This window comes from Rhizobium sp. 18055, from assembly GCF_902706285.1.
Taxonomy (GTDB): Bacteria; Pseudomonadota; Alphaproteobacteria; order Rhizobiales; family Rhizobiaceae; genus Rhizobium.
Map to the genome: position 1 here is coordinate 255,371 of NZ_CACSKD010000007.1, position 13,874 is coordinate 269,244.

The 13,874-nt window shown below is 60.8% G+C and carries 12 protein-coding genes; 6 read left to right on the forward strand and 6 right to left on the reverse strand.

Translation table 11 applies throughout. The features are described from left to right. Positions 1-5: 5 nt before the first annotated feature. The 4 genes from araD1 to chvE all read right to left on the reverse strand — a co-directional run bounded on the left by araD1 (position 6) and on the right by chvE (position 5,015). Positions 6-1,001 carry an AraD1 family protein gene (gene araD1, locus GVL52_RS15010; RefSeq protein ID WP_200847826.1) on the reverse strand — a complete coding sequence of 332 codons (996 nt, stop codon included), beginning with the start codon at positions 999-1,001 and terminating at the stop codon, positions 6-8. Positions 1,002-1,110: 109 nt separating this feature from the next. After that, positions 1,111-2,316, reverse strand: a complete 1,206-nt coding sequence (gene mmsB / locus GVL52_RS15015; protein ID WP_160008441.1) for a multiple monosaccharide ABC transporter permease — start codon at positions 2,314-2,316, stop codon at positions 1,111-1,113. Further along, the gene (mmsA, locus tag GVL52_RS15020) at positions 2,316-3,851 is read right to left on the reverse strand and encodes a multiple monosaccharide ABC transporter ATP-binding protein (RefSeq protein WP_160008443.1); all 1,536 of its coding nucleotides are present in this window, start codon (positions 3,849-3,851) and stop codon (positions 2,316-2,318) included. The genes mmsB and mmsA overlap by 1 nt, the downstream gene beginning before the upstream one ends. A 99-nt stretch (positions 3,852-3,950) precedes the next feature. Beyond that, positions 3,951-5,015 carry a multiple monosaccharide ABC transporter substrate-binding protein gene (gene chvE, locus GVL52_RS15025; protein ID WP_160008445.1) on the reverse strand — a complete coding sequence of 355 codons (1,065 nt, stop codon included), beginning with the start codon at positions 5,013-5,015 and terminating at the stop codon, positions 3,951-3,953. 272 nt (positions 5,016-5,287) lie between these two features. Between chvE and GVL52_RS15030 the strand changes: the two genes are divergently transcribed. Both GVL52_RS15030 and GVL52_RS15035 read left to right on the forward strand, forming a co-directional pair. Continuing rightward, a complete protein-coding gene (locus GVL52_RS15030; protein WP_160008447.1) occupies positions 5,288-6,292 on the forward strand; it encodes a LysR family transcriptional regulator in 1,005 nt (334 codons plus the stop codon). A gap of 112 nt (positions 6,293-6,404) precedes the next feature. Beyond that, positions 6,405-6,899: a hypothetical protein gene (locus GVL52_RS15035; RefSeq protein WP_160008449.1), complete on the forward strand. Its 495-nt coding sequence runs from the start codon at positions 6,405-6,407 to the stop codon at positions 6,897-6,899. Here GVL52_RS15035 and GVL52_RS15040 read toward each other — a convergent pair whose 3' ends face one another. Then, complete coding sequence (locus tag GVL52_RS15040) at positions 6,900-7,148, reverse strand: hypothetical protein (protein WP_160008451.1); 249 nt, start codon at positions 7,146-7,148, stop codon at positions 6,900-6,902. A gap of 168 nt (positions 7,149-7,316) precedes the next feature. Between GVL52_RS15040 and iolG the strand changes: the two genes are divergently transcribed. Together iolG and GVL52_RS15050 are read left to right on the forward strand one after the other, a co-directional pair. Further along, positions 7,317-8,309 (forward strand): inositol 2-dehydrogenase, encoded by a 993-nt coding sequence (gene iolG / locus GVL52_RS15045; protein WP_160008453.1) that lies wholly within the window; start codon positions 7,317-7,319, stop codon positions 8,307-8,309. Positions 8,310-8,618: 309 nt separating this feature from the next. After that, positions 8,619-9,764 carry an acyltransferase gene (locus GVL52_RS15050; RefSeq protein ID WP_160008455.1) on the forward strand — a complete coding sequence of 382 codons (1,146 nt, stop codon included), beginning with the start codon at positions 8,619-8,621 and terminating at the stop codon, positions 9,762-9,764. Positions 9,765-9,788: 24 nt separating this feature from the next. Here the strand turns inward: GVL52_RS15050 and GVL52_RS15055 are convergent, their stop codons facing one another. Beyond that, the gene (locus GVL52_RS15055; RefSeq protein ID WP_160008457.1) at positions 9,789-11,003 is read right to left on the reverse strand and encodes an ROK family protein; all 1,215 of its coding nucleotides are present in this window, start codon (positions 11,001-11,003) and stop codon (positions 9,789-9,791) included. A gap of 228 nt (positions 11,004-11,231) precedes the next feature. Here GVL52_RS15055 and xylF point away from each other — a divergent pair, with 228 nt between their 5' ends. Then, complete coding sequence (gene xylF / locus GVL52_RS15060; protein WP_160008459.1) at positions 11,232-12,272, forward strand: D-xylose ABC transporter substrate-binding protein; 1,041 nt, start codon at positions 11,232-11,234, stop codon at positions 12,270-12,272. A 286-nt stretch (positions 12,273-12,558) separates the two neighbouring features. Continuing rightward, positions 12,559-13,872: a sugar ABC transporter permease gene (locus GVL52_RS15065; protein ID WP_160008461.1), complete on the forward strand. Its 1,314-nt coding sequence runs from the start codon at positions 12,559-12,561 to the stop codon at positions 13,870-13,872. Positions 13,873-13,874 lie beyond the last annotated feature (2 nt).

A 13,874-nucleotide genomic window follows, 5' to 3' on the forward strand; every position in this document is an offset into this window, starting at 1 on the left:
GATTTTTACAGCTGCTTGACGACGATCTCTGCTTCGGCGTCGATCTTCAGCGGATTGCGCAGCGGCAAGCCGAATTCGGCGACTTCGATTTCGAACACATCGCCCTCTTCCGCCTTGATGCCATCGGCAAACGACAGCGTCGCCGTGCCGAACATGTGAACGTGAACGTCGCCGGGCACCCGGAACAGGCCGTATTTGAAGTGGTGGTATTCGAGGTTCGCAAAGGTGTGCGACATGTTCGCTTCACCCGACAGGAACGGTTTTTCGAAGATCACCTTGTCGCCGCGCTTGATGCGCGATGTGCCGCGAATGTCGTCGGGCGCCGCACCGATGCGGATCTCGGGGCCGAAGCTCGCCGGGCGCAGCTTGGAATGCGCGAGGTAGAGATAGTTGATCCGCTCGGTGACGTGGTCGGAAAACTCGTTCGACAGCGCAAAGCCGATGCGGAACGGCGTGCCGTCTTCCGCGATCACATAGATGCCGGCCATCTCGGGCTCTTCGCCACCATCGAGCGCGAAGGACGGCGACACCAGCGGCGCGCCGGGAGCCGCCGAACCGTAACCGTTGCCCTTGTAGAACCACTCGGGCTGGACGCCCTTTTCGCCGGCCTTCGGCTTGCCGTTCTCAAGGCCCATCTTGAACATCTTCATCGAGTCGGTCAGCGTTTCCTCGGCCGCCTCGGAGGTCTTCTTGTGCATGCTGTCGCGCGTTGCCGCCGATCCGAGATGCGTCAGGCCCGTGCCCGTCAGATGCAGGTGGGCCGCATCCGGATGCGTCATCGGCGGCAGGAAGCGGCTCTCTGCATAGGCGGTGTCGAGGTCGACCGCATCGCCGAGGCCATGCGCTTCGATGACCGAAACCAGCGACTTGCCGGCGTTTGCGGCTTCCATGGCCAGCGCATAGACGCTGCCGGCGTTATTGACGGCTTTCGCGGCACCGCCCGGCTCGCGCACGGCGACGATGATCTCTCCGTTCGAACCCTTGATCTGCGAAATAAGCACGGTCTTCATCCTTTTCGATAACGCGGAGTATGCTCCGCCGTTCCGGCTCCCGAAGGAGCCGGATTGGTTGGTTCATGTGACTGCGAATTCATGGCCGGCGCTCTCGCGCTTAGCCCTTGTTCTTGTTGTAGACGTCGAAGAAGACGGCGGCGAGAAGCACGAGGCCCTTGACCATCTGCTGGAAGTCGATGCCGAGACCGACGATCGACATGCCGTTGTTCATCACACCCATGATGAACGCGCCGATGACGGCACCGGTGATCTTGCCAACGCCGCCGGATGCCGAAGCACCGCCGATGAAGCAGGCCGCGATGACGTCGAGCTCGAAGCCGACGCCGGCCTTCGGCGTTGCCGAGTTGAGGCGCAGCGCGATGATCATGCCGGCCAGACCGGCCAGAACGCCCATGTTGACGAACGTCAGGAAGCTCAAGCGCTCGGTGTTGATACCAGAGAGCTTGGTGGCCTTCTCATTGCCGCCGAGAGCGTAGATGCGACGACCGATGGTGGTCTTGCGGGTGACGAAGGCGTAGATCGCGATCAGCACCAGCATGACGACGAGAACGTTCGGCAGGCCGCGATAGCTCGACAGCAGGTAGCCGATCCACAGGATCGCCAATGAAACGATGATGTTCTGGATGATGAAGAAGCTCGTCGGCTCGACATCGATGCCGTGGCTCTCGTTGACCTTGCGGCGGCGCCAGGCGAGGTAGAACAGGACGATCGGCAGGATGATGGTCAGGATCATCGAGGTCGACTGAACCGGCGTACCGGCGATGTCGATCATGTCGCCCGGCAGGAAGCCAGTGCTGATGACCTGGAATTCCTTCGGAAACGGTCCGATGTTCTTGCCGTTCAGCACCGTCAGCGTCAGGCCGCGGAACACCAGCATGCCGGCAAGCGTGACGATGAACGACGGAATGCGGTGATAGGCGATGAAATAGCCCTGCGCCGCGCCGATCATGCCGCCGACAGCCAGGCAGATCAGTGCCGCGAGCCAGTAGTTCATGCCCCAGGAGACGGTGAAGATGGCGGCCAGCGCGCCGACGAAGGCGACGATCGAGCCGACCGAAAGGTCGATATGCCCGGCGACGATGACCAGCAACATGCCCAGCGCCATGATGACGATGAACGAGTTCTGCAGGACGAGGTTCGTCAGGTTGACCGGCTTGAACAGGATGCCGCCGGTGTAGAACTGGAAGAACACCATGATTGCGACCAGCGCAATCAGCATGCCGTATTCGCGAATGTTACCGCGGATGTAGTCGGTAACGGATACGACGTTGCTTTCCTCGGTTGTTTGGTTGACCGGCGTCATTACTTCTTCTCCCCTGAACGCATGATAGCGCGCATGATCGTTTCCTGGCTTGCTTCTCCCTTCGGCAGTTCGGCGACGATGCGTCCTTCATTCATGACGTAAATGCGGTCGCACGTACCGAGCAGTTCAGGCATTTCCGATGAGATCATCAGAACGCCTTTTCCATCGGCGGCAAGCTGGTTGATGATAGTATAAATTTCGTATTTTGCACCGACATCGATACCGCGCGTCGGTTCGTCGAGGATCAGCACCTCCGGATCGGAGAACAGCCACTTCGACAGCACGACCTTCTGCTGGTTGCCGCCGGAGAGATTGACCGTTTCCTGGAACACACCCGAAGAGCGGATGCGAAGCTTCGATCGGTAGTCGGTCGCAACCCGCATTTCCTTGATATCGTCGATGATATCGTTCTTGGAAATGCCGGCCAGATTGGCAAGCGACGTGTTGTGCATGATGTTGTCGTTGAGCACCAGACCGAGATGCTTGCGGTCTTCGGTGACGTAGGCAAGGCCTGAATCGATCGCCTTGCGCACGGTGCTGGTATCGACGGCCTTGCCGTTGACCAGCACTTCACCGGTGATCTTGTGGCCATAGGACTTGCCGAACACGCTCATCGCAAATTCGGTTCGGCCGGCACCCATCAGGCCGGCAATGCCGACCACTTCGCCCTTGCGGACGGTGACGTTGATGTCGTGCAGCACCTGGCGATCGCGGTGCTGCTGGTGGAAGGCGTTCCAGTTCTTGACCTCGAGGATCGTCTCGCCGATCGGCACGGAGCGCGGCGGATAACGGTCAGCCAGATCGCGGCCCACCATGTTCTTGATGATCACGTCTTCGCTGATCTCATCGGTGCGACAGTCGAGTGTCTTCACGGTCATGCCGTCACGCAGAACGGTGATCTGGTCGGCGACCTTGCGGATCTCGTTCAGCTTGTGAGAAATGATGATCGACGTGATGCCCTGGTTGCGGAACTCGATCAGGAGATTCAGCAGCGCATCGGAATCCTTTTCGTTGAGAGACGCGGTCGGCTCGTCGAGGATCAGGAGCTTCACGCTCTTTGACAATGCCTTGGCGATCTCGACCAGCTGCTGCTTGCCAACGCCGATATCCGTCACCAGCGTGTTGGGCGATTCACGCAAGCCCACCTTGGCGAGGAGCGTCTTGGTCTTGTTGAAGGTCTGTTCCCAGCTGATGATGCCGTTGCTGGCATTCTCGTTGCCGAGGAAGATGTTTTCGCCGATCGACAGGTGCGGCACCAGCGCCAGCTCCTGGTGGATGATGACGATGCCGATTTCTTCACTGTCCTTCAGGGCCTTGAAGTTACGCACGTCACCTTCGTAGGCGATTTCACCGTCATAGGATCCGGCTGGGTAAACACCGGAAAGAACTTTCATCAGGGTCGACTTGCCGGCCCCATTTTCCCCCACCAAAGCATGGATTTCACCCTGCCGAACCTTGAGGTTCACATTCTCCAGCGCTTTCACGCCCGGGAACGTCTTGGTGATGTTCCGCATTTCGAGGATTATATTGTCCATAGTCAATATCCAACGCCAGCGACCGGAAACTCGGCGTGACGATCATAAAATTGAAGACCGAAACCCGCAAGATGCGGGTTTCGGCCGACTTGGAACAGATTACTTCAGCTGGTCAGCCTTGTAGTAACCGCCTTCGACGAGGATCTTCTCGTAGTTGGTCTTGTCGACAGCAACTGGAGTGAGCAGGTACGAAGGAATGACCTTGACGCCGTTGTCGTAGGTCTTGGTGTCGTTGACTTCAGGCTCCTTGCCTTCCATCAGCGCGTTGACCATGCCGACGGTAACCTTTGCGAGGTCACGGGTGTCCTTGAAGATCGTCGAGTGCTGTTCGCCAGCGATGATCGACTTGACCGAAGGAACTTCAGCGTCCTGGCCGGATACGACTGGCAGCGGCTGATCAGGCGTACCGTAGCCGACGCCCTTCAGCGACGAGATGATGCCGATGGACAGACCGTCGTAAGGCGACAGAACGGCATCGACCTTGGCGTCGGTGTAGTTGGCGGAGAGCAGGTTATCCATACGAGCCTGGGCCGTTGCCGGGTCCCAACGCAGCGTACCGACCTTGTCCATGCCAACCTGGCCGGACTTTACGACAAGCTTGCCGCTGTCGATGTAAGGCTGGAGAACCGACATTGCGCCGTCGTAGAAGAAGAAGGCGTTGTTGTCGTCAGGCGAACCACCGAAAAGCTCGATGTTGAACGGGCCCTTGCCATCCTTGAGGCCGAGCGCGTCAACGATGGAACCAGCCTGCAGAACGCCGACCTTGAAGTTGTCGAACGTCGCGTAATAATCGACGTTGCCGGAATCGCGGATCAGACGGTCATAAGCGATGACCTTGATGCCTGCGTCATGGGCCTTCTGGAGAACGTCGGAAAGCGTCGTGCCGTCGATAGCGGCAATGACGAGAACCTTCGCGCCCTTGGTGACCATGTTCTCGATCTGAGACAGCTGGTTCGGAATGTCGTCGTCAGCGTACTGCAGGTCGGTGGTGTAACCGGCGTCCTGGAGCTGCTTGACGATGTTGTTACCGTCGTCGATCCAGCGGGCGGACGACTTGGTAGGCATGGCAATGCCGACGGTTCCCTTGTCGGCTGCAATAGCCGGCATTACGAACGAAGCGACGCCGAAGGCGGCCGCTGCCATCAATGAGATAATGGATTTCATCTCTCTCTCCCTAAGTTAAATAAATACGCGAGCGACTCCTCGCCCGCCCCGAAACTGTGGCAGGTTCCGTATTGGATGATACTTCAGATGGTGAGAAACGAAGTAGGTCTCCTCCACGCCCTCACACGTGTTGTGTGCCAACCAGCGCACGGCGGCAAACTGGTATGGATTCCTATAACTGTCAAATAGAATAACTGGCAAAAGGCATAACAAATTTGGTATATCGTTAAAAAGTATTACTTTTGATGGAACGCAGTGGGGAGGCTGCAACCATGACGATTAATTCAGGGCATACGGCATTAGACAACGTGGATATACACACAGACATTTTTGGGGATGACGGCCTTTTACGGGCGGGACTTAAGCTGAATCACCTGCGCATGATCGTCGCAATCGAAGATAGCGGCCAGATTTCGGCCGCTGCCGAGGCGCTGAACATTTCCCAGCCCGCTGCATCGCGAATGCTGTCGGAAATGGAGACGATCGTGAAGACGCCGCTCTACGAGCGCGTCGCCCGCGGCGTGGTCCTGACCACCTTCGGCGAGGCACTCGCCAGACGTGCGCGCAAGATCATGCTGGAGCTGCGCGAGGCAAGCCGCGAGATCGCCGAACTGCGCACCGGCAAGGGCGGATCGGTCTATATCGGCGCCGTCACCGCGCCGGCCATGAGCCTCGTCGTTCCGGCCATCAAGGAGATCCGAACGGCGCTCCCCGGCATCGAGGTCAACATCCAGGTCGAGACCAGCAACGTGCTGGCGCGCGAGCTTCTGGCTGCCCGCCACGATTTCATCATCAGCCGCATCCCCGACGACCTCAACCCCCGTCTCTTTCAGGTGCAGGAGATCGGCGTCGAGCGCGCCTGCCTGATCGTGCGCAGCGGCCACCCTTTGCTCAAGAAGGGGACCGCCAGTCTTTCCGACCTCACCGAATACGACTGGGTGTTTCAGCCACCGGGAACGCTGCTGCGCCGGACGGTCGAGGATCTGTTCCTGTCGCGCGGCGTGGCGCTGCCTGAAAACATCGTCAACACCTCGTCGCTGCTGCTCACCTGCGCGATCATCTGCCAGACCGACGCGATCGCCCCGATCGCCATCGACGTCGCCCACTTCCTGGCAACGCAGCGCTCGCGCGCTTCCGATGTCCGCGTGCTGCCGATCGACTTCGAGATCAATGTCCGGCCGTACAGCCTGATTACCGCGAGAGAGCGCGCCCTGCCGCCGAGCGCCCGGCTGCTTTACGATCTGGTGCTGGCGGAAAGCAACAAGGGCGGCGGTTGACGCAGTCAGGCGGCGCGGACAGTCGGGCGATGGCTGACAAGCCCGCGCCATCTTGACAAGCTCCGCGCCATCTTGATCGGATCTTATGCGCCTTCGCGAAAGGGAGGCGTCCATGCTGTTCGGGCAATCGGTGTTCCAGTCGGTCCTCAATCGTCTGAAAGAGGAAGACGAGGATCTGTCGGAAGATGCTACCCCTGCGTCGCATCGCGTCCCCGGCTTCACCACCACCCTCGCCTTCGATGTCATGGAAGGCGTTTCCGCCCCCTCGGCGCAGCCGGGCCAGGCATATATCGACAATCTGGAAGTCGAGGCAGCGCCGACGCCGGTTGAGCACGCCCCTGTCCCACCCGAACCGGAGCCCGAACCTGAACCGGTGATGCCCGCCCATCTCGCCCGCACCGCAGCAGACGACATCGCCGCCGAACTCGCCATTTCAGCCAGCGACACGGTCCAGAGCCTCGGCGACAAGCGTCGCAGCTTCGCAAAGGCCAATCACCCCGACGGCGTCCATCCGCTGTTTCGCGACAACGCCAACAAGCGCATGACGATCGCCAACCTGCTGATCGATGAAGCCATCAGGCGCCAGGGCCGCAGCAGGAGCCGCTGATTATTCGGCGTCCTTGGAAACGTCCTGCGTTTCGGTCTCGTCAACGGCTTTCTCTGCCGCAGGCTCCGGCGGTTTGTAGCTCCACAACAGAACATAGGCGGCGTAAACCCCGGCACCGGCCGACAGGACTGCCCAGAAGGGATCGCCCTTGGTGGCTTCCATCAAGGTCCAGCCGAAGCAGACCACGACGATAAGGACGCGGACCCACAATGCGCGGTAGGCCGGGTGGCTCGGATCGATCAGCTGCATCTCATTCCCATATGTAAGACTGTCACACGTCTTTAAGACGGTTTGTTAAAATGTGAAAGAGCCGCAGACTTGACGGCGCACAGATAAAATGGAATGAAAATTCCACAAAGATACAAATTCGGTTCATTCATTCCGCACTCAGGGAAGCCGAATTCAAGGGAGGAAGTCATGACAGTCAGATTTGGTCTTCTCGGCGCCGGTCGTATCGGCAAGGTTCACGCCAAGGCGGTTAGCGCCGATGCGAACGCCACGCTGGTCGCCGTTGCCGACGCATTTCCGGAGGCAGCCAATGCCATCGCATCGGCCTATGGCTGCGACGTCCGCACCATCGAGGCGATCGAATCGGCGAAGGATATCGACGCCGTCGTTATCTGCACGCCGACCGACACCCATGCCGACCTGATCGAGCGCTTCGCGCGCGCCGGCAAGGCGATCTTCTGCGAAAAGCCCGTCGACCTCGACGTCAGCAGGGTCAGGGCCTGCATCAAGGTCGTCGATGAGACCAAGGGCAAGCTGATGGTCGGCTTCAACCGCCGCTTCGATCCGCATTTCATGGCCGTGCGCAAGGCGATCGACGATGGCCGCATCGGCGACGTCGAAATGGTGACGATCACCTCGCGCGATCCAGGCGCCCCCGGCGTCGATTACATCAAGCGCTCCGGCGGCATCTTCCGCGACATGACCATCCATGACTTCGACATGGCCCGCTTCCTGCTCGGCGAAGAGCCGGTCGCCGTCACCGCGACCGCCGCCGTCCTCGTCGACAAGGCGATCGGCGAAGCCGGCGATTACGACAGCGTCTCGGTCATCCTCCAGACCAGATCAGGCAAGCAGGCAATAATCTCCAACTCGCGCCGCGCCACCTATGGCTACGACCAGCGCATCGAGGTGCACGGCTCCAAGGGCATGGTCTCGGCCGAGAACCAGCGCCCGGTCTCCATCGAGGTCGCCAATGGCGAAGGCTACACCCGCCCGCCGCTACACGATTTCTTCATGACCCGCTACACCGAAGCCTATGCCAACGAGATCGCAGCCTTCATCGCCGCCATCGAAAAGGGTGCCAAGATTTCGCCCTCCGGCGCCGACGGCCTCGCAGCATTGGCGCTTGCCGACGCAGCACTCCAGTCCGTCAAGGAAGGCAAGCTCATCAAGATCGGCTGACGGCCTTCTCCCGACCGAAAGCCGCAAATGAGATGGCCGGGCCCCGACCCGGCCATTTCTTATTTTTGCGCCGACCAGATCGCCGTCACCACGCCTGCCCAGCCAAAAACGGCCTGTAACATTCGGCCACGTCGATCACAAAGACGACCGTGGCGCCGGCCTCGCAAGTGCCCTGCTGGTGAAGGTACATTAGCAGATTTTGCGCACGTCTGGCGCGTGTAACAGAGTATGCTATATAAATAATATGATTGGATTCCCTCGGATTTCTGGCCATTTGTGGCAACCTCCGATGAAATGGAAAACCAATAAATGGCGGATGTATCGAGCTCTTCCGGGCGCATTGGCAGTCTCGACGGGTTGCGCGGTTTGGCCGCTTTATGGGTGCTCGTCGGCCACGCCATGCTGCTCACCGGCTGGCATCTTCCATTGATCGGCGATCCCGATCTCGGCGTCGATCTCTTCATCATGCTCTCCGGCTTCCTGATGGTGTTTCACTATCAGCTGCGCGAAAGCAGGGAGCCCTGGACCGAGGTTTCGACATGGTCGAGCTTCTGGACGCGCCGCTTCTTCCGCATCGCGCCGCTCTACTACGTCATACTGGCCATCGCCATCGCGCTTGGCCCGATCATCTTCCAGAGCCGCATGGTCATCGACCATTTCCTCAACGTCACGCCGCAACTCCCCGAGCGCTATCTCGACGGCAGCCTCGAAAACATCGCGCTCCATGTCAGCTTCCTGTTCGGCCTGTCGCCGGGCCACGCTTTCCGCACGCCGCTGCCGGACTGGAGCATCAGCCTGGAAATGCAGTTCTATGCCGTTCTGCCGTTCCTGATGCTTTTCGTTCAGAGACTGGGCTGGCTGCGCGGCAGCGTCGGTATCGTCGTCGCCGGCGTGCTGTTCGCAACCGCCATCCGCATCGCCGGCATCAACTTCCCGATGCCGGCCTTCCTGCCGCTGAAGATGCACGTCTTTGCGGCCGGAATGCTGCTGGCGGCCGCATTGAACACCAGCCGTGAGCGGGCTTTCGTGCACTATCTTCTGGCGCTCATGTTTGTCGCGATACCGATCGGCGGCGGCATGACGCTGCTGCGCGAAATCGTCCGGCTCGGGCTTGTCACTGCCTTCTTCGCGCTGATCTTCCACGCCCACCTGCCGAGGCCGCTCGCCGGTCCGCTGAACCGCATCTCGGACTTCATGGGCAACCGCTTCTGCCATGAGCTCGGCGAACTGTCGTTCGGCGCCTATCTGATCCATCTGCTGATCATGCAGCCGGTCATCGCCCAGTTGATGCAGGCCTATGGACATTCGATCAGCGATTTCCAGCGCTTCCTGCTGTCGATCGCCATCACCATCCCGATCGTCTACGCGCTCTCGGCAATCGGTCACCGGTTCATCGAGATGCAGGGCCAGAAGGTCGGCCGGATGCTGACCAGACGCCGGGCGCCTGCGGTCTGACCGCAACTGCCTGCCCCCCTTTGCTCAGCCGAGCCCGGCTTGGACGATATCGCTGTCGATCACCGACAGCGCCCGGTTCAGATGGCCCTCGAACACCAGCAGCTGCTCGTCGAACACGATGCGCAGCTCCGGCATTCCCTCCATCCGCACCATATGCGACTGCGCAAGCCCTTCCTCGATCCCCTGACGCAGCAGATCATAGTAGCGCGTCCCCTGCCCGGTGATCGCCACGGGCATGCGCTCGGTGAGGCTGAGCAGGCGCGACAAGCCGTTGCCGAGCGCCACCCCCGCCTGCCGGAAGGCGAAGGCCGACATGCGATGCCCCTGCCGCGCCCTTGCGGCGATCTTGTCGAGCTCGCTGACCGGTACAAACTTTGCCGGGATGGTGTCGAGCGGCACCTCGAAGGCCATGCGCAGGATCGCGTAGAACCCCGCATAGGCCTCGATGCAGCCCCTGCTGCCGCATCGACACAGACCGCCACCGGCAACATGCAGCATGTGCCCGAAATTGGGCGCTGAGATCTCCCGCTCGCCCGGCCCCGTCTTCCGGACAATGCCGAGACCGATGCTATGTCCGAGCGAAAGCGCCGTCAGCGAACGCAGCCCGTCCGGATTGTTCGCCTCCTCGCGGGCGCCCAGCGCTGCCGCGACCAGCAGGGTCTCGTTGTCCAGAATGATCTTGGTCGGCCAGTCGGGCCTGAGCACGGCTTCGAAATCGATCCGGTCGCTGCCGAAGATCGGCGACCACATCAGCACCGCCTCGTTCGAACTGACCAGCCCCTTGCTGCTGATCGAGATCAGCATGATCTTGTCGCGGGCGATCCGCGACCGGCTGAGAATGCGCTCCAGCCCCTCGCGCACCGCAACCACGAACTGTGTCGCGCCGTCCGGATCGTGCGACCGCTCCTCGCTGAACCGGTCGATCAGCGTGCCGGCATAATCCACCAGCGAATATTGCACGCCATCCGACGAAATGATGACGACGATCAGATAGCCGCAATCGCGCCGTTGCCGGAACTGGACCCGTGGCCGCCCTCGCCCGCTGGCCGCCTGCTGCTCGGATTTCTCGATCACCTCAGCCTTTTCGAGGTCGGCCGTGATGGCGGAAATCGTCGCGGAGGAAAGCGCTGTGAAATCAGAAAGTTGAGTATGGGCCAGCGCGCCATGCCGGCGCAGGGCGGCAAGCACCAGCACGCTGTTGCGTTGCCGCACCAGCTCCGTACTCGACTTGGTCAGCATAAAGGCCGCCCTATCCCTGCGTGCATCCCACCCTCGTTCACACGACATCTCCGGCAACTTTCAGGTGCGAACCACTTAGCCGGTAGTGCAGTGTTGACAGTTGAAAAATTCTCTGACACTTAATTTCTCGACTGTCGAGAAAATAATGAAAACCTTTCCCGACAGCAAATCGCGGCGGCCGGAGGAACCACTGGCTGGGGCTGGCCGCTATCCATTCGGGAGGATGAAATGAATTATATGTTGAAGCTGATGGCCGGCGCGGCCATCCTTGTGAGCGTGCATACCGCTGCCATGGCTGCCGATCTCGTCGTCGGCGTGTCTTGGTCGAATTTCCAGGAGGAGCGCTGGAAAACCGACGAAGCCGCCATCAAGAAGGCACTGGAAGCCAAGGGCGCCAAGTACATTTCCGCCGACGCACAGTCCTCTGCCGCAAAGCAGCTGACCGACGTCGAATCGCTGATTTCCCAGGGTGCCAACGCGCTGATCATTCTCGCCCAGGACAGCGACGCCATCGGCCCGGCCATCGAAAAGGCTGCCGCTGAAGGTATCCCGGTCGTTGGTTACGACCGCCTGATCGAAAACCCTGCCGCCTTCTACCTGACCTTCGACAACAAGGAAGTCGGTCGTCTGCAGGCTCAGGGCGTGTTCAAGGTCAAGCCTGAAGGCAACTACGTCTTCATCAAGGGCTCGTCCACCGATCCGAACGCCGACTTCCTGTTTGCAGGCGCCATGGAAGTGCTGAAGCCCGCCATCGACGCTGGCAAGATCAAGAACGTCGGCGAAGCCTACACCGACGGCTGGCTGCCTGAAAATGCCCAGCGCAACATGGAACAGTTCCTGACCGCCAACAACAACAAGGTCGATGCTGTTGTTGCGGCCAACGACGGCACCGCCGGTGGCGCCATTGCCGCCCTCGACGCCCAGGGCCTCGCCGGCTCCGTTCCGGTCTCCGGCCAGGACGCCGACAAGGCAGCGCTGAACCGCGTCGCGCTCGGCACCCAGACGGTTTCAGTCTGGAAGGACAGTCGCGAACTCGGCAAGCGTGCCGCCGAAATCGCTCTTGATCTCGCCGGTGGCAAGAAGATGACCGAAATCGAAGGCGTCCAGACCTTCAGTGGCGGCGCCAAGAAGGTTGCCATGGAATCGGTCTTCCTGAAGCCGCTGCCGATCACCAAGGACAACCTCGACGTCGTCATCGACGCCAAGTGGATCAGCAAGGCTGAAGCTTGCCAGGGCGTCAAGGCCGGCACGACAAAGGCTTGCGATTGATCGACAGTCTGACGGCATAAAATCAGGCGCTGCAGCGGTTTGACCCTTGCAGCGCCTGACGCCGATCCGCATCGCAGTCATCGGACCATCGCGGTGGCATCACCCCTTGATAGCGCCATCGCGATGACCCCGACAGCGACACGGCTGCCAATACGGCCAGACATCCGGCCACGAACACATCCGGCGAAGAACACAGCCGGCCAAGAGCACAGAATGCGCAGCATCGCATCGATGCCGCGGCAAGACCGCCAGCACTGGCGACCCAACAGCAGGGAAACGGCACCCCATGCCCGAAATGGTAAAATCCACATCTTCAAGCGGACCCAGCGTGGCGGAGAGCAGTCCCATCACCCGCTTCTTCCGCGCCACCGAAATCGACACCCGCCTTCTCGGCATGATCGGCGCGCTGGTCATCATCTGGATCGGCTTTCACATCATCACCGGCGGCTTGTTTCTAACACCGCGCAATCTCTGGAACCTCTCGGTCCAGACGACAGACATCGCCATCATGACCACGGGCATGGTGCTGATCATCGTCACCCGCAACATCGACCTCTCGGTCGGCTCGGTGCTCGGCCTCTGCGGCATGGTGATGGGCGTCACCCAGGCAAAGATCCTGCCCGAGTTCATCGGCTTCGACAGCCCCTTCACCTGGGTGATCACGCTGCTCGTCGGCATCATCGCCGGCGGCCTGATCGGTACCTTCCAGGGCGTCATCATCGCCTTCCTGAACGTGCCCTCCTTCATCGTCACGCTCGGCGGCCTGCTCGTCTGGCGCGGCGCCACATGGCTGGTCACCAGCGGCCAGACGGTCGCCCCGATGAACCAGACGTTCCGCATCATGGGCGGCGGCGCAGAAGGCTCGATCGGCGCCACCTGGAGCTGGGTGGTCGGCATCGTCGCCTGTCTGTTCGTCATCGGCAGCATCGTCAACTCGCGCCACCAGCGCAAGCGCTTCGGCTTCCCCCGCCGTCCGGTCTGGGCCGAGTATTTTCTCTCCGGCCTCTCCTGCGTGCTCATCCTCGGCGCCATCTGGATCGCCAACAGCTACTACTGGCCGATCAACATCGCCAAGAAATACGCCGAGACCAACAACATCCCGTGGCCGGACACCGGCCTCGATATCCCCTACGGCCTCGCCGTGCCGGTGCTGATCGCCATCGTCGTCGGCATCGTCATGACCTTCATCGCCACCCGGCTGCGCTTCGGCCGCTATGTCTTCGCCATCGGCGGCAATCCTGAGGCGGCAGAACTCGCCGGCATCAAGACCCGCTGGGTGACCGTTCGCATCTTCGCGCTGATGGGCATCCTCGCGGCGATTGCCGCCGCCATCTCCACCGCCCGCCTCAACGCCGCCACCAATTCCCAGGGCACGCTTGACGAACTTTATACGATCGCTGCAGCCGTTATCGGCGGCACGTCGCTTGCGGGCGGCACCGGCACCATTGCCGGCGCCATGCTCGGCGCGCTCGTGATGCAGTCCCTCCAGTCCGGCATGGTGCTTGCCCATGTCGACACGCCGCTGCAAAGCGTCGTCGTCGGCGCGGTGCTGGTCGTCGCCGTCTGGCTCGACACCGTCTATCGCTCGCGTGCCAAGTAAGA